The organism is Sagittula sp. NFXS13 (assembly GCF_040148795.1).
GTDB classification, from domain to species: Bacteria; Pseudomonadota; Alphaproteobacteria; order Rhodobacterales; family Rhodobacteraceae; genus Sagittula; species Sagittula marina.
This window is the reverse complement of the sequence record NZ_JAGEMH010000012.1, coordinates 60,792-76,696: the sequence shown is the minus strand read 5'-3', so window position 1 is coordinate 76,696 and position 15,905 is coordinate 60,792. Positions and strand designations below refer to the sequence as shown.

Annotated in this window: 12 protein-coding genes; 7 read left to right on the top strand and 5 right to left on the bottom strand. The window is 61.9% G+C overall.

All coding sequences use genetic code 11. The annotated features are described in order from the left end of the window. Positions 1-26: 26 nt before the first annotated feature. The gene (gene mfd / locus J4E08_RS18755; protein ID WP_349539784.1) at positions 27-3,587 is read left to right on the top strand and encodes a transcription-repair coupling factor; all 3,561 of its coding nucleotides are present in this window, start codon (positions 27-29) and stop codon (positions 3,585-3,587) included. A gap of 69 nt (positions 3,588-3,656) precedes the next feature. After that, the gene (locus J4E08_RS18750; protein WP_349539783.1) at positions 3,657-3,908 is read left to right on the top strand and encodes a hypothetical protein; all 252 of its coding nucleotides are present in this window, start codon (positions 3,657-3,659) and stop codon (positions 3,906-3,908) included. Positions 3,909-3,972: 64 nt separating this feature from the next. On the opposite strand, the gene gap is transcribed toward J4E08_RS18750, so the two are convergent. Beyond that, entirely contained in the window at positions 3,973-4,977 is a 1,005-nt protein-coding gene (gene gap, locus J4E08_RS18745; protein ID WP_349539782.1) for a type I glyceraldehyde-3-phosphate dehydrogenase, read from the bottom strand. Between the two features lie 205 nt (positions 4,978-5,182). On the opposite strand from gap, the gene J4E08_RS18740 reads away from it, so the two are divergent. Continuing rightward, positions 5,183-5,602, top strand: coding sequence for a DoxX family protein (locus tag J4E08_RS18740; RefSeq protein ID WP_349539781.1), 420 nt, complete (start codon positions 5,183-5,185; stop codon positions 5,600-5,602). Next, a complete protein-coding gene (locus tag J4E08_RS18735) occupies positions 5,599-6,567 on the top strand; it encodes a DUF808 domain-containing protein (protein ID WP_349539780.1) in 969 nt (322 codons plus the stop codon). Before J4E08_RS18740 ends, J4E08_RS18735 begins: the two co-directional genes overlap by 4 nt. A gap of 489 nt (positions 6,568-7,056) precedes the next feature. Here J4E08_RS18735 and J4E08_RS18730 read toward each other — a convergent pair whose 3' ends face one another. From J4E08_RS18730 to J4E08_RS18720, 3 genes are read right to left on the bottom strand one after another with little or no spacing between them, the layout of a single operon-like run. Beyond that, positions 7,057-7,659 carry an SDR family oxidoreductase gene (locus J4E08_RS18730; protein WP_349539779.1) on the bottom strand — a complete coding sequence of 201 codons (603 nt, stop codon included), beginning with the start codon at positions 7,657-7,659 and terminating at the stop codon, positions 7,057-7,059. 22 nt (positions 7,660-7,681) lie between these two features. Beyond that, on the bottom strand, positions 7,682-8,296 hold the full coding sequence (locus J4E08_RS18725; protein WP_349539778.1) for a glutathione S-transferase family protein: 615 nt from the start codon (positions 8,294-8,296) through the stop codon (positions 7,682-7,684). Continuing rightward, positions 8,293-9,669 (bottom strand): NAD-dependent succinate-semialdehyde dehydrogenase, encoded by a 1,377-nt coding sequence (locus J4E08_RS18720; protein WP_349539777.1) that lies wholly within the window; start codon positions 9,667-9,669, stop codon positions 8,293-8,295. The genes J4E08_RS18725 and J4E08_RS18720 overlap by 4 nt, the downstream gene beginning before the upstream one ends. Positions 9,670-9,857: 188 nt before the next feature. Here J4E08_RS18720 and J4E08_RS18715 point away from each other — a divergent pair, with 188 nt between their 5' ends. The 3 genes from J4E08_RS18715 to J4E08_RS18705 all read left to right on the top strand — a co-directional run bounded on the left by J4E08_RS18715 (position 9,858) and on the right by J4E08_RS18705 (position 15,252). After that, complete coding sequence (locus J4E08_RS18715; protein ID WP_349539776.1) at positions 9,858-10,970, top strand: zinc-binding dehydrogenase; 1,113 nt, start codon at positions 9,858-9,860, stop codon at positions 10,968-10,970. Positions 10,971-11,798: 828 nt separating this feature from the next. Further along, positions 11,799-13,652, top strand: a complete 1,854-nt coding sequence (locus J4E08_RS18710) for a methyl-accepting chemotaxis protein (protein ID WP_349539775.1) — start codon at positions 11,799-11,801, stop codon at positions 13,650-13,652. A gap of 829 nt (positions 13,653-14,481) precedes the next feature. Further along, positions 14,482-15,252: a DNA-binding transcriptional regulator gene (locus tag J4E08_RS18705; RefSeq protein ID WP_349539774.1), complete on the top strand. Its 771-nt coding sequence runs from the start codon at positions 14,482-14,484 to the stop codon at positions 15,250-15,252. On the opposite strand, the gene J4E08_RS18700 is transcribed toward J4E08_RS18705, so the two are convergent. Continuing rightward, the gene (locus tag J4E08_RS18700; RefSeq protein ID WP_349539773.1) at positions 15,237-15,824 is read right to left on the bottom strand and encodes an NAD(P)H-dependent oxidoreductase; all 588 of its coding nucleotides are present in this window, start codon (positions 15,822-15,824) and stop codon (positions 15,237-15,239) included. The two genes, J4E08_RS18705 and J4E08_RS18700, sit on opposite strands and share 16 nt — an antisense overlap. Positions 15,825-15,905: the final 81 nt, after the last annotated feature.

Below are 15,905 nucleotides of genomic sequence, written 5' to 3'. Positions count from 1 at the left end.
ACGCGTCGCGCGCCATGTGAGCAGCCATGGCGGACAAAGTAACGATCGGTGGCGCCCCAGAGGGGTATGACGCGCAACTCGTGCTGCGGGAAGTGGCGCGCGCAAAAGGGCCGGTGGTTCACATCGCCCGCGACGACAAGCGGCTGGCGGCCATGCGCGAGGCGCTGGCCTTCTTTGCACCGGACATGCCGGTCGTCATTTTCCCGGCGTGGGACTGCGTGCCCTATGACCGCGTGTCACCAAATGCGGATATCTCTGCGGCGCGCATGGCGACGCTGGCCGGCCTCGTCCATGGAATGCCGGACCGCTACGTCCTGCTGACCACGCTCAGCGCCTCCATGCAGCGCATCCCGCCGCGCAGCACGCTCCGCGAAGCGGCTTTCAGCGCCCAGGTCGGCGACCGCGTCGACGAGGAAGCCTTGCGCAATTTCCTTGTGCGCATGGGTTTCAGCCAGGCCCCCACGGTCACGGAACCCGGCGATTACGCCATCCGCGGCGGCATCATCGACATTTTCCCGCCCGGCGATGGTGGTCCGGTGCGCCTCGACTTCTTCGGCGACACGCTGGACGGCGCGCGCCGTTTTGACGCGGCCACTCAGCGTACCACGGAAAAGCTCAACCTTGTCGAACTGGCCCCTGTGTCCGAGGTCATCCTGGACGACTCCGCCATTTTGCGGTTCCGCCAGAACTACCGCATCGAATTCGGGGCGGCCGGGACGGATGACCCGCTCTACGAGGCGGTGAGCGCGGGCCGCAAACACGCCGGGATAGAACATTGGCTGCCGTTCTTTCATGACACTCTGGAAACGCTGTTCGATTATCTGCCGGATGCGCCGGTTTTGATGGACGATCAGCTGACGCCCTCGCGCCTGTCGCGGTGGGAGCAGATCGACGACCAATACGGCACGCGCAAACACGCGCTGAGCCAGAAACAAACCTTGGGCAGCTCGGTCTATAAGCCAATTCCGCCCAAACTTCTGTACCTTGACGACACCGATTGGGAAGCCGCCGTCGGCGGACGTCGACGCGTACAATTCCATCCGCTGTCACAGGCCCCCGGACCGGGCGTGGTGGATGCGGGCGGGCGCATCGGGCGCAGCTTTGCCCCCGAACGGCAGCAGGAAAGCATCAGCCTTTTTGGCAGTCTCGCCAGCCACATAAAGACCCGCATGACCGAAGGTCCGGTGGTCATCGCCTCCTACTCAGAAGGTGCACGCGAACGCCTCACCGGCCTGATCGAAGACGAAGGCGTCGCCGAGGCCATCCCGATCCAGAACGGCACGCGGGTCGGCAAATCCGGGCTGCATCTGGCCGTCTGGTCGCTGGAGGCGGGCTTCGAAGCGCCGTGGAACGACCAGAAACTGACCGTCATATCCGAACAGGACGTGCTGGGCGACCGGCTGATCCGCAAGCCGGCCAAGCGCCGCAAGGCCGAGAACTTCCTGACCGAACACCAATCGCTGAGCCCCGGCGATCTGGTCGTCCACGTGGACTTCGGCATCGGCCGTTTCCTCGGGATGGAGGTGATCACCGCCGCAGGCTCGCCCCACGAATGCCTGACGCTGCAATATGCCGAGGACGCAAAGCTCTACCTGCCGGTCGAGAACATCGAACTGCTCTCGAAATACGGCCACGAGGAAGGCTTGCTCGACAAGCTGGGCGGCGGCGCATGGCAGGCCAAGAAGGCCAAGCTCAAGGAACGCATCCGCGAGATGGCCGACCGGCTCATCCGTATTGCCGCGGAACGGGCGCTGCGCAAGGCACCCATCATGGACCCGCCGCCCGGATCCTATGACAGCTTCGCCGCGCGCTTCCCCTATACAGAAACCGACGACCAGCTCAGCGCCATCGATGACACGATGGACGATCTGCACAGCGGGCAGCCGATGGACCGGCTGATCTGCGGCGACGTGGGCTTTGGCAAGACCGAGGTCGCCATGCGCGCGGCCTTTGTGGCGGCCATGTCGGGGCAGCAGGTGGCGGTGATCGCCCCGACGACGCTGCTCGCACGCCAGCACTACAACAGTTTCGCCGAACGCTTCCGTGGCTTCCCGCTGAACGTCGCGCCGTTGTCTCGGTTCGTTGGCACCAAACAGGCCGCGCTCACCCGCGAGGGGCTGACCAAGGGCACCGTGGACATTGCCGTCGGCACCCACGCGCTGCTGGCCAAGAACATCCGCTTCCAGAACCTTGGCCTGCTCATCATCGACGAGGAGCAGCGCTTTGGCGTGCAGCACAAGGAGCGGCTGAAACAGCTGCGCTCCGACATTCACGTGCTCACCCTGACGGCGACGCCGATCCCGAGGACGCTGCAACTGTCGCTCACCGGGGTGCGCGACCTGTCGATCATCGGCACGCCGCCGGTGGACCGCCTGTCGATCCGCACCTACGTCAGTGAATTCGATCCCGTGACCATCCGCGAGGCGCTGCTGCGCGAACACTATCGCGGCGGACAATCCTTCTACGTGGTGCCCAAGATCTCTGACCTGCCGGAGATCGAGGAGTTCATGAAGGAACAGATGCCGGAGTGCACCTATGTCGTGGCCCACGGTCAGATGGCAGCGGGCGAGCTGGATGAGCGCATGAACGCGTTCTATGACGGCAAATACGACGTGCTTCTGGCGACGACCATCGTGGAAAGCGGTCTCGATATTCCCACCGCCAACACCATGATCGTGCACCGCGCCGATCAGTTCGGCCTGAGCCAGCTTTACCAGATCCGGGGCAGGGTGGGCCGGTCCAAAACCCGCGCCTACTGCTACCTGACGACCAAACCACGTGCCAAGCTGACCACCACCGCCGAAAAACGTCTGCGCGTCTTGGGCAGCATCGACACGCTGGGCGCCGGTTTTGCACTGGCCAGCCAGGACCTGGACATTCGCGGCGCCGGCAACCTGCTGGGCGAAGAACAGTCCGGCCAGATGCGGGACGTGGGCTACGAGTTGTATCAATCCATGCTCGAAGAGGCGATCGCCAAGATCAGATCCGGCGACATGGAAGGTCTGACCGAGGACGATGGCCAATGGGCACCGCAGATCAACCTCGGCGTGCCGGTGCTGATCCCGGAGGACTACGTGCCCGATCTCGACGTGCGCCTTGGCCTCTATCGTCGTCTGTCCAGCCTGACCACCAAGGTCGAGCTCGAAGGCTTTGCCGCCGAGCTGATCGACCGCTTCGGCAAGCTGCCGCGCGAGGTCAACACGCTGATGTTGGTGGTGCGGATCAAGGCGATGTGCAAACGCGCCGGGATCTCCAAGCTCGATGGCGGGCCGAAAGGCGCCACCATCCAGTTCCACAACGACAAATTCGCCTCGCCCGAGGGCCTGATGCAGTTCATCGCCGACCAGAAAGGCATGGCCAAGATCAAGGACAACAAGATCGTCGTGCTGCGTGACTGGAAAAGCGACAAGGACAAGATCCAGGGCGCCTTTGCCATTGCGCGCGATCTGGCGGAACAGGCCGGCGCGATCAAGAAGCGGACGCCGGAGAAGAAGCCTGAAAAGCCTGCGCCGACCAACGCTCCGGCCAAAGCCCCGGTCAAGCCCAAGCCCACAAGCACCTTCACGGCCAAGCGCAAAAAGCGCTGAGCAGGTATGCGCTTGCCGTGACGCGCAGGAACGTTAACAGTTTGTTCATAATTATGAACGGACTCGATTATGCGTGTTTTCCTGGTTTGTGCCCTGATTGTTCAGGCGAGCTTTGTCTCGGCGGACCCAACATCACCCTCCTTGCGCGACACGCTGGACAGCTACCGCACGGCGCAGGCCTTTGACTGTCGCAATGTCAGCTGCAAACGCCTGCGCTCCTGCGAAGAGGCTTGTTTCAAGTTGCTGCAATGCGGGCAAAGCGTGCGGGATGGCGATCATGACGGTATTCCTTGCGAAAACCTGTGCAGCCGTCGCTGCTGACCTGTGACGAAAAAGGCGCGGGGCATTGCGGCGCCGCGCCTTTCATGTCCCGCCAAACCCGTGGTCAGTGCAGCAAACGGCCCATGGCACCGGCCACATCGGCCATACGCGCCGAGAACCCCCATTCGTTGTCGTACCACGCCATCACGCGCACCATACGCTTGCCCACGACCTTGGTCTGGTCCGGTGCGAAGATCGACGAATGCGTGGTGTGGTTGAAGTCGACAGAGACCTTGGGCTCCGGATCATACGACAACACAGCGCCCATGCGACCGGCGGCGGCCTCCTCCATCGCTTCGTTCACGTCGTCTACCGTCACGTCCTTGGAGGCGTAGAACGTCAGGTCCACAGCGGACACATTGGGCGTCGGCACCCGCACCGATGACCCGTCCAGCTTGCCTTTCATGTTTGGCAACACTTCCCCAAGGGCCGCAGCGGCGCCGGTGGATGTGGGGATCATCGCCATGGCAGCAGCCCGCGCGCGATACAGGTCCTTGTGACGACGATCCAGCGTCGGCTGGTCGCCGGTGTAGCTGTGGATCGTGGTCATGATGCCACTTTCGATGCCGAATGCCTCGTCCAGCACCTTCGCCAGCGGCGCAAGGCAGTTCGTGGTGCACGATCCGTTGGAGACCATCACATCGCCGGGAACAAGGTCCCGGTGGTTCACGCCGTAGACCACGGTGCGCTGTACATTTTTTGCGGGCGCGGAAATCAGCACCGACTTCGCCCCCCGCGCCAGATGAGCGTTTGCCTTGTCACCGTCGTTGAACTGGCCGGTGCACTCCAGGACCACGTCGCAGCCCTCCCAGTCCAACGCGCTCAGCTCGTAGGACGACATGACGTCGATCGGGCCGCGTCCCAGGTCGATGGCCTTGTCCTTCACCGTCACATCGCCGGGAAAACGACCATGCACGCTGTCGTAGCGCAGCAGGTGCGCGTGGGTTTCCAGCGGGCCGGGGGCGTTGATCTTGACCACCTGCACGTCGTTGCGCGCGGATTCCGCGATATGTGCCAGAGTACAGCGGCCGATGCGCCCAAAGCCATTGATGCCCACGGTGACGGTCATTGAAACTCTCCTGAAAATATATGTTCGCCCTTCGTATACGAAGGCATCCCCTTCGCGGCTAGGTGAAAAGGTCAATTTCATCAGTGTGTTAGCGTTAAACATCTCGCTTTGGGGCATGGTGGCGCTAACCTTTTGTAAAGGTTTGCGCAAACATGATGCTGCGCTGCCGCATGGGTTTTCTGCATCCTCCAGAAAGGAGAATCACTTGGCCACGTTCGATGCCCTCTGCGCGCTCACCGGGCGCTGCCTGATTGCCGCCCTGTTCCTTGGGGGAGCCGTGCAAAAGTTATCGGATCCCGCGCCTGCGATGGCTCTGCTGATGGGGTGGGGGTTGCCCGGCGCTCTGATCTGGGGGGCCATGGTCTACAACCTCCTCGCGGGGCTTGCGCTGGTGGCGGGGGTTGCGGTGCGGCCCGTGGCGCTGTCGCTGGCGGGCTACTGTGCGCTCACCTCCTTCTTTCACTTGCTGCCCGATGACCCTTGGCAGATGACGATTTTCGTCAAGAACTGGGCCATCGCGGGCGGATGCCTGATGCTTGCCGTGCACGGGGCCGGCCCTTGGCGCTTGAGGTTTCAAAGCCGCGCGCTAACCTCCAATCCAACAAGGAACGGGGAACAGGTATGAGCGGACTTCTAGCGCTACTCGACGACGTGGCGGCCATTGCAAAGGTGGCGGCGGCCTCTGTCGACGACATCAGCGTGGCGGCTATCAAGGCGGGATCGAAAACCGCTGGCGTCGTGATCGACGACGCGGCAGTGACGCCCAAGTATGTGCACGGCTTCGCGCCCGCACGCGAACTGCCGATCATCTGGCGCATTGCGCGGGGGTCGGTCATCAACAAACTGGTGTTCCTGATGCCAGCGGCGCTTCTGATGGCCGCCTTCGCGCCGTGGATGGTCTGGCCTCTGCTGATCCTCGGCGGGTGCTACCTGGCCTTCGAGGGGGCAGAGAAGATCGTGCATGTGCTGATGCCGCATGACGAACACAGTGGCGGGCCTGACGGCAGTCACGATGTCAAAGATCCCGCCCGCCTTGAGGAAAAGAAGATCAAGGGTGCGATCAAGACGGACTTCATCCTGTCCGCTGAAATCATGGTGATCCTGCTGTCCAACCTCGGCGACCTGCCGAATTTCTGGATGCAGGCGGGCGCACTGGCCATCGCGGCTGTTTTGATCACGGCGGCTGTCTATGGCTCCGTCGCGCTGATCGTGAAGATGGACGACATCGGTCTTTGGCTGTCGCAGAACGCCAATCTCGGGGCAACGCGCTCCTTCGGCCGTGGGATCGTGCGCTTCATGCCGTGGCTGCTGAAGGCGCTGACCGTGGTCGGCACGGCCGCCATGCTCTGGGTCGGCGGGTCGATCATCGTGCACTCCCTGGCGGAGATGGGTATGGATACGCCGGAACACATCATCCATGATCTTGCAGTTTCGGTTGCGGGCGAAAACGCCGCGCTGGAATGGAGCGTGACGGCAGCTGTGGACTTCGTGCTTGGCTTCGTGATCGGCCTGATCCTGATCCCCATCGCAACAAAGATCATCGCGCCGATCTGGCATTCGGTTCGGGGCAAGGACGCCGCCGCGCAGTGATCGGATACGTGGCGCGGAACCTCTTCGAGGTCTCGCGCCATCCAAAGTCGTCGGGTCCACTGACCCTCCAAGTCCGCATGGCCCGCTGTTAGGGCAGGCGTCCTAACGAGAGAATGGCGGGACCGGATCCTGCACACTCAAGGACATGACACCGGCGCAGCCAACGGGTGGTCCGATGATGTTAAAGTCGATCAAGCCGCCCTTTGGTCCCGAGAGGGCACTCTAGGGGCTGCGCCGCTCGCAATCGGAGGCGGCAGGCGTCAAGTGCCCAGCGAAAAGCGAGCAACATCATCCTGCGCCGCTGATGCGATCTGCAATGTCCGTTGCAGCGACATAAGAGCCGTCTCATCGCAGCTCGTCCGGCGCGGACTTCGTAGGCGGGTGCGTCTACGCACTATCTTAGCGATGCACCTGCACGCGCAACTCACCCCGCGTGGGTCCGTGCGGCAGTTAAGCCTGCCGCACGAGAGGAGGCCAAAGCACCCTGCGTCAGGCAGATTGCATGTTCAGGGCCATGCCGTCGAAACGTCCGGTCGTGGCGGCTTTGCCGAGGACGTCAGCGACATCTGCGCGGCTTGCCTTGGCTGTTTTGTCCACATCATCCCCGAGCACGACGTCGGCCCTCTGGCCATCGCCGGTGAGCGCCACGGGCCGCAGGATGGCATAGGTCAGCCCGGAGGCCTTCAGATGCTCGTCCGCGTCATGCTTGGCCTTCAGATAGTGCGCCAGATCACCGGAGGGGTTGGATTGATCCGCGCCGATGGAACTGAGCATGACAAACCGCTCCGCCCCGACGTCCTTTGCCAGATCCACCAGACGCATCGCGCCCTGCCGATCAACTTTCTCGGTCATCTCCGGTCCGGTCGACCCGCCGGAGCCTGCGGCGAAGACAACGACATCAGCGCCGTCGCAGACGCCCGGTTGCAGGTCGGTCAGGTCGCCATTTCGCAGCGTCGTCGCCTCGGGCAGGACACTGGTGTCCGAGCCATCGCGAACCAGAGCCGTCACATTATGCCCCTGATCCAACAGGTTTTGCGTCAGGATGCGGCCGGTCTTGCCCGTGGCACCGGCGATGAGGATAGTCTTGGTCATATTCGTCGTCTTTCCTAAAATCTCAGGCTGGCGGGGCCATGGGGCCTGCGGCCTGCGTGGCGGCGATGTAGCCGGGCTGCTGTTGCAGAGCGCTCCAATAGGCCGCAACCTTGGGGTGGTCGCTCAGCAGGTCGAGCCGTGCCAACAGGGCGATGATGTAGGACAGCTGGATGTCTGCCAGCGTCGCGCGCTCTCCGAACAACAAAGGCCCGTCGCCGATGGCTTGCGTGATGTAGTCGAGGTGGCGGTTCAAAGCGTCGCGCGCATACTCCGGCACAGGTTTGCCGCGAAAAGCGGGCATGATCACCCGCAGCGCAACTTCTGCGAAAGACGCTTCGACGTAATCGAGCAGCGCCTCATGCTGCCAATAGGCGGGGGTGCCTTGCGGCGGTGTATGGCTGCTGTCGTCATACTTGGCCGCGAGATAGCGCAGGATCGTGGCAGATTCCGCGATCAGCTCACCGTCGTCCTCGATCACCGGGGATTTCCCCAAGGGGTGAACCTGCGCCAGCGCGTCCGGCGCGCGAAAGGCTTCGGTCCGGTCGTAATCCACCCGGTTGCAGGGCTGGCCGAGATCGGCCAGCAACCAGAGCACGCGGGTCGCGCGGGAATACTTCAGAGCATGCAATGTAATCATGGCAGGAAGATCGCCTTTGCGTTGGTGAATTCTTTCATCCCAAAGCCGCCATGTTCGCGGCCGTATCCTGAGTCCTTGACGCCGCCGAAGGGCATGTCCGGATCTGCCGCACCAAAGGAGTTGATGCGCACCATCCCTGTGTCGAAATGGTCCCGCGCAAGTTTCAGAGCGCGCTCTTCGTCCTTGCAAAAGATCCCGCCGCCCAGACCATACCGGCTGTCGTTGGCGATGCGCATGGCGTCCTCGTCGTCCTTGGCGCGGATTACCGCTGCGACCGGGCCAAAGATCTCGTCGTCATAGGCCGGCATCCCGGGGGTTACGTCCACCAGAACGGTCGCGGGGTAGTACGCGCCGGTGCGGTCCGGCACCGTGCCACCGCAAAGCGCCTTGGCCCCCTTGGCAACGCTGTCTTCCACCTGATCGCGGACGGTTTCGAACTGATCGTCGCTGGACAGCGGGCCAAGCTTGGTGGCCTTGTCCATGGGGTCGCCCATCTCGATCGCCTTCATCTGATCGGTGAAGGCAGAGACGAAGGCGTCATACACCTTGTCCGCCACAACGAACCGCTTGGCAGATACGCAGGTCTCGCCGTTGTTGTAGATCCGACCCATGACCGAAAACTTCACCGCCGTTTCGATGTCGGCGTCTTCCAGCACGAGGTAGGCGTCGTTGGACCCCAGCTCCAGCACGGTTTTCTTCAACGCTTTCGCAGCTACGCTGCCGATGTGGCGACCCGCGCCATCGCTGCCTGTCATGGTCACGCCACGCACGAGGGGGTGCTCGATCAGCGCATCGCTGGTGTCGTGGTCGATCAGGATAACCTGGAACAGATCCTCCGGCAGACCCGCCTCGACGCACAGCTCCCGCAGACGCAGGCCCGACCCGGTGCAGATGCTGGCGTGTTTCAGAACACAGGCGTTCCCCGCCATGAGGTTGGCCGCCAGCACGCGGACGGGCTGATACAGTGGAAAGTTCCACGGCTGGATGGAGTAGATCACACCGATCGGCTGGTGGGTGACGACACCGCGCGACCCTTTTTGACCGTGGGTGCGCTCCTCGTCCGCCAGAACGTCGGGTCCGTGCTCCGCCGAGTATTCAAAGATTGCAGCGCAAAGCTCGACTTCGGTCTTGCCGTCCTTGAGCAGTTTGCCGGTTTCGCGGGTCATCAGCTCGGCCAGCTCATCGGTATGGTCGCGCAACGTCTTGGCGACTTTTGTCAGGTAGGGCGCGCGCTGGGCGTGGCTCAGGCTGCGCCAGTCCAGAAAGGCCTCATGCGCCGCTTTCAGTTTCGTCTCGGCCTCGTCGCGGGTCATCATCGGATAGGTTTTGATGGTCTCACCCGTTGCCGGGTTGGTCGTCGTGATCGTGGACATGTTCGCTCCTTGCATTCCGGTAACAACACGGCCGATGCGATTGGGTTCCTGTCCCAGCGGCCGCTGCCACCGATGTTCACCGAGACGTGTTCGCCCGTCGCCCGTCCGGGTCGCTTTCGCGGTGGGACATCGGCGCACTTCGTCCTACCTGACGGCTCAAGATGATCTTCAAGAAAGGACCCCCTGACATGGCCACCACAGGCAAGCAGCTTTTCACCACATTGGAAGAGGACGGCACGCTGACCGTCGCAATCGAGGAGGTGTCCTTCCCGGACCCCACCGGCAAGCAGGTGCTGGTCAAGATGGAAGCCGCGCCGATCAACCCCTCTGATCTGGCGATCCTCGTGGGCGGAGCGGATCTGGAAAACGCCGAATACTCCGAGGGCAAGTTCGTGGCCAAGATGCCCGAGCAGGCCAACAAGGGGTCCAAGGCGCGTCACGGCATGAAACTGCCCGCCGGCAATGAAGGTGCCGGTACGGTGATTGCCGCCGGGGACGACGAGGCGGCGCAGGCGCTGATGGGGCAGCGCGTGTCCTGCGTTCCGGGCAATGCCTACAGCCAGTACTGCATCGCCGATGCGGGCATGTGTCTGCCGCTCGGCGATCATTCTGCCGAAGAGGGCGCCAGCGCCTTCGTCAATCCGATGACCGCGCTCGGCTTCGTCGAAAACGCGAAAATGGACGGGCAGGAGGCGATCCTGCACACGGTTGGCGCCTCCAACCTCGGTCAGATGCTGACGCGCATCTGCCAGGAGGACGGGATCGGCCTCGTCAACATCGTGCGCAAAAGCGACCAGGTGGACTTGTTGAAAGACATCGGCGCGACCCATGTGGTCAACTCTTCCGATGACGACTTCATGGATCAGCTGACCTCCGCCATCGACGCGACGGGCGCGTTTTACGGCTATGATCCCGTGGGCGGTGGCAAGCTTGTGGACACCGCCTTCAAGGCGATGGAGCGCGTCGCTGTCTCGCGAATGACCGAATATTCGCGCTATGGCTCCAACCAGCCCAAGCGCATGTTCATTTACGGTCGGCTGGACACCGGCGCGACCATTCTGACGCCCGGCTACGGGTTCGGGTGGACTCTGTCGGGCTGGCTGCTGTTTCCGTTCCTGCAATCGGTCGGACAAGACGTCATGGGCCGGATGCGTCAGCGCGTTCGCGACAACCTCACGACGACCTTCGCCAGCCATTACAAAGAGCGGGTGAACCTCGAAGAGATGCTGACCAAAGACGCTTTGATGGATTATAGCGCCATGAAAACGGGCGAAAAATACCTCGTTACGCCCTGGTCCTGATCTTCAGGACGGTGCAGCCCTGTTTCGGCGGGGCTGCACGACTTTGAAGCAGACCGGCCTGCTGTGCGGTCCTCCCGCATCCCTGCTCCCCCGATTTCGGCCAACCTGTGCCAACAAAGGTCATTCCTGAAAATCGGCGGGCGGCAAGTCCACAGTCCGGGGCGAAGGCGTGTGCTTTTCCGCGCCGGCCCCACACCTCAGCTTTGTGGTCGATCACGACGGCGCTTTTGGCCGGATTGCGCTGAATGCAGACGGCGCTTCCTCGTGAAAGCGGATGTCGCAAGCTCTGGAAAAATCCACACTTTCCATGGCGCTGCCACCCCAAACCCGCACGCGATACCGGGCAAAAGTCGGCTTTCGTAAGATCAGCAGTGCCCGCGTGCGAAACCGTCGCCTCCGCGATGTCCCAGTAGACGCTTACATTATTAAGCAAGCAACGCGCCAAACCCACCAACGCATTTAGGGGATCTTTCATACTCACATGCCAGGTCTTTGATGGACAGATTGCGGGGTTCGGAGTGCAGGCCAATGCCATTTAAGATTTCCATTCGCTTTGCGGTGCTATCGCTCGTTGCTCTGGCCACGCTCGGCATGGGCGCGCTGATCGGGCTTTCTGTCTATACAAGCGATGTGCGCGATGCCAATCAGGCCGCGCTTTCAGAGATGGCTGATCTGCAGGCCACATTGAAAGACGTCGAAAACCAATTTCTGCGTGCACGGCGCGCGGAAAAGGATTTCCTGCTGCGCGAGGACGAGAAATATATCGCACGCCACGCCGCCATCAGCACCGACCTGACAGCTCTGCTCGAAACCCTTCGCGGGCGGGTGATGGCCGTTGATGGCCTCGCAGCCGCCAGTTCCGAGATTGACAGGATCGAGAGTGAAATCGACGCCTACACTGGCATCTTTGCCGAATTGGTCGCGGCCAAGGTTGATCTGGGGCTCGATGAGACACTCGGTCTTGAAGGAACTTTACGCAGCGCCGTGCAAGAGGTCGAGGAAGCCCTCGACGAACTCGCGCGACCGGAAATGCAAGTGAAGATGCTGATGATGCGCAGACATGAAAAGGATTTCATTATGCGTGAGGACACCAAGTACCTCGATCGGCTGAACGCGCGGGTCGAGGAGTTCGAGGCTTTCCCGGCCTATTGGTACAGGGACGAGGAGCAGCGCGCGACAATTCAGGCGCTGATGGAAACCTACCAGTCGGCTTTCGCCGCCTTTGTTGAGCGCACGCTTCAAGTGAATGACCTGACCACCGATCTGTCCGACCGGTTCGCTGCCGCAGAACCGGTCCTCGAAGCACTGATCGCCTCGGTGGGGGAGTTTACCGACGCCTTCGTGACCGAGAGCGAACAGCAAAAAGCCCTGACCGAGCGCCGCTCGATCGTGGCCAGCCTAACAGGTATTGTCGTCTTTATGGTCATCGCCTTTTACCTCAGCCACCTGATCTCGGGACCCATGAGGCAAATCGGACTGGCGCTCAGGGACATGGCCGATGGTCGTTTCGACGCGCTCCTGCCGAAATCGCGCATCAGCGAAGTGGCCGCAATCAGCCATGCCGTCCATGTCTCACGGCAAAGCCAGCAAGAGCGCGAGCGCCTGAATGCCGAGATGGCCGTGGTCATCGACGCATTCGCCGAAGGGGATTTCTCGAGCCGCATCCATGTGTCGGAAACAGAAAACGATTCCGCGAAGATGACACAAGGGATCAACCAAATTGCTGAAATCGTGGAATCGGGGCTGTCCGACGTGCGCCTGACAATGGCGGCGCTGGCAACAGGTGACCTGACCGAGCGTATGAACGGCGGCCACAAGGGGGTTTTTGCAGACATCGCGCAGGCCGCCGACGAACTGGCCGATACCTTGGCAGGGATCATCCGCCAACTCGCGGAAAGCAGCTCGATGCTCGAGAATACGTCACACGAGATTGCCGCGGCCTCGATGGATGCGTCACGCCGCGGCGAGTCTAACGCCGCGTCGCTCGAAGAGACGACAGCGGCGCTCCAGATGCTGAGCGACCAGGTCAAGCAAACCTCTGCCAACGCAAAGAGCGCCGATGCACTGGTCAAGAGCGCGCAAGCGACCGGTCGTTCGGCAATCACCGTTGGCGACGAAACCACCAGCTCCATCATGCGTATCAAGGTGGTGTCAGACAAGATCGCCAAGGCAATGCGCGTCATCGAGGATATTTCTTTCCAGACCCAGCTGCTCGCGCTCAATGCCGGGGTCGAGGCCGCTCGCAGCGGAGAGGCGGGCGCGGGCTTTGCCGTGGTGGCGTCAGAGGTTCGGACCTTGGCCAAACAGTCCGCAGACGTCACCGTCGACATCAACGAGCTGATAAAACACAATGAAATAGAGGTTTCCAGCGGCGTCGAGCAGGTTGGTCGCAGTTCGGCCGCGCTTGCACAGATCGTCGGCAGTATGGACCGGATGGTAACCGTCGTCGATGAGGTGACCAGTGCAACAGTCGAGCAAGCCGACAGCATAAGCGAGGTGAACGTCGCGATGAACCAACTCGATAAAAATACACAGCAGAATGCCGCGGTAATGGAAGAAACCTCGGCCTCGACGCAGCTGCTGGAAGAGGAGGCCGCGAAACTGGCGGCGCTCATTCGACGGTTCAAGATAGATGACGACCGAGCCAACACTTATCAGGCTACTGAAAGTGCGGCCGCGTAGAGCGGCACGAAAAGACAATGCCACCTGCAAATGTATTGGATTCCCCTGCGGGTGCATTCATGCGCAGCATTGCCGCCCTGACGTCCAGAGATGGCTTAGAGTTTGCACAATAGACCGCAGCTTGCGCATTGTTCCGAAAACTCCCTCTCAAGGAATTCATTAACGACATCGGGTTGATCGTGATCACAGGCCACGCATACCACACAGAGGAAGCTGCCTCCCATAAAAACCCTTGGAGTGGTCTCGCGGAGGAGAGCTTCATCCTTCGCGCGGCGACGGCCCGGTTCGACAGCTTTTAACAACGGGCTGTGGGAACACGTCAGGGTGAAGTATTGGAGCCTGCACTTCGAACGAAATCGCCTTGGACCTTGGGTTGCGCAGCTCACGCTTCAGACCAGATGGTCAACCTTGTGTACAAAGGTGCGCAGTCGCCGGAAGGTCTTCTGAAGACCTGTCTTGTTTCGCCAAGTCAGAGCATGCACAACAAAACCGGCCAGGCGTTCAGTCACTCCGGCCGCCGCCTCGGGCGTCCATCGCTCTGCACCTGTGGCGTCCGCGATGGCGCGGTGGCTCGTGTCCGCGTCGAGGGCGCAGCCGATGTCAAAGCCGCGCGCAGAGAAGCCCGGATTGATAAAACGCCGCGGAGCAATGTCTTCATACCGGCCCGATCAGCAACCCGGACTATTTTGCCGCCACAGACATGAACCGATGACAGGCTTCTGAAATATCGGACAAAACGCGCTTGGGATGGCCTCGGACGCTTGGTGGCTTGATCCTGCCTGTGCACCAGTGTCAGATGGGTCATCACGCTTCCTTCGTTACAGGCCACATGACCAACCTCCCCAAAACCGTTCGTTCCGTGGAGCGCACGCTGCAAATCCTCGAGTTGATGAACCGGGCGCCAGTCGTTCGGGTGCAGTATCTCGCCGCTCAGACCGATCTGCCGGCCCCCACCGTGGTGCGCCTGTTGGAGACGCTGATGGCCGCTGGCTACGTGCGCAAGATTGGGCGGCAGGCGGGCTATTGCGTGACTGAAAAGGTCGCATCGCTGGGCGCGGGGCATCACGGTTTGCCTCAGGTCTTCGACGTGGCACGTCAGGCGGCCGAGGCGCTGACCACGCACACACTCTGGCCGACGGCGGTGGCAACGCTGGACGTGGATGCGCTGGTCATTCGGTTCAGTACGATCCCGATGAGCCCGCTGTCGCACTACCAGTCGACAATCAACCGGCGCATGACGCTGCTGGACTACGCCCATGGCCGCGCGTATCTCGGGTTTTGCCCGGAGGAAGAGCGACAACATCTGGTGAATTTGCTTCAGCAATCGGCGGAAACCAACGAAGAGGCCGTCGCCATCGCGCAACGCGCCGAGGCGGTCGTTGCCCTGACTCGCGCAAGCGGCTTCGGGGAGCGCACCGGCAACATCCAGCCGGAAACGCATTCCATCGCTGCGCCCCTGCGGATGGGCGCCAAACTGGTTGGCACATTGGGGATAACCTATTTCGCGAAAGCGCAGGTCAATGTGAACACCCTCAAGACAGAGCTCAGCGCCGCCGCAGAGGCCTGCGCGGCAGGCAGCGCCTATCAGCCTGTGGGATAAACGGTCGTGGCGCGATTGTCGTCGGTGCCGGACGCGACGATGACCGGCTCCGCATGCCTGAGATGGTGCAAATAGTCCTGCGCAGAGGCCGCCACGGCGCTGTCGTCCAGCGCGCGCACGCCGGTCAGCGTGAATGGCGGCAGGTAGTGCATCCCGGTGTGCTTGGCCAACAGCTCAAAGGGGATCGTCACCTCTTCGAGAGTGCGCCCATAGCGGCCGTCCGGCTGGTAATCGGCCCCGTTTGACCCGGTGCTGAACGCGATGCCAAAGGTCTTGAGCCGCAGCGCCCGCCCGCCCGGACCGTAGGCCCAACCGCGTTTCAGAATGGCGATCTGCCACTGTGACAGCAACGGCGGGCAAGAATACCAGGTCAGCGGGAATTGCAGGATGATCCGGTCGTGCGTCTCCAGCAGGGCGCGTTCGGCGGCGCCGTCGATACGCCCGTCCGGATAAGTTGCGTAGAGATCGCAAAGCGTAATCGTGCCGCTGTCGCGCACCGTCTGGCACCAAAGTGCGTTGACCCGGCTGTGGGCCATGTCGGGATGCGCTGCAATGACGAGGGTTTTGGTCATGATGTCCTCCTGCGCGCAAAGGTGGCGCATTCCTCGACCGCGCCACAAGCAAGGCTTTTGCCAATTTCACGGTGCGAAATC

Coding starts and splice junctions, on each gene's coding strand:
- mfd (WP_349539784.1), top strand. CDS start 27: ATGGCGGACAAAGTAACGATCGGTGGCGCCCCAGAGGGGTATGACGCG.
- J4E08_RS18720 (WP_349539777.1), bottom strand. CDS start 9,669: ATGTCCACGATCACGACGACCAACCCGGCAACGGGTGAGACCATCAAA.
- J4E08_RS18725 (WP_349539778.1), bottom strand. CDS start 8,296: ATGATTACATTGCATGCTCTGAAGTATTCCCGCGCGACCCGCGTGCTC.
- J4E08_RS18750 (WP_349539783.1), top strand. CDS start 3,657: ATGCGTGTTTTCCTGGTTTGTGCCCTGATTGTTCAGGCGAGCTTTGTC.
- J4E08_RS18735 (WP_349539780.1), top strand. CDS start 5,599: ATGAGCGGACTTCTAGCGCTACTCGACGACGTGGCGGCCATTGCAAAG.
- J4E08_RS18700 (WP_349539773.1), bottom strand. CDS start 15,824: ATGACCAAAACCCTCGTCATTGCAGCGCATCCCGACATGGCCCACAGC.
- J4E08_RS18730 (WP_349539779.1), bottom strand. CDS start 7,659: ATGACCAAGACTATCCTCATCGCCGGTGCCACGGGCAAGACCGGCCGC.
- J4E08_RS18715 (WP_349539776.1), top strand. CDS start 9,858: ATGGCCACCACAGGCAAGCAGCTTTTCACCACATTGGAAGAGGACGGC.
- J4E08_RS18705 (WP_349539774.1), top strand. CDS start 14,482: ATGACCAACCTCCCCAAAACCGTTCGTTCCGTGGAGCGCACGCTGCAA.
- J4E08_RS18710 (WP_349539775.1), top strand. CDS start 11,799: ATGGCCGTTGATGGCCTCGCAGCCGCCAGTTCCGAGATTGACAGGATC.
- gap (WP_349539782.1), bottom strand. CDS start 4,977: ATGACCGTCACCGTGGGCATCAATGGCTTTGGGCGCATCGGCCGCTGT.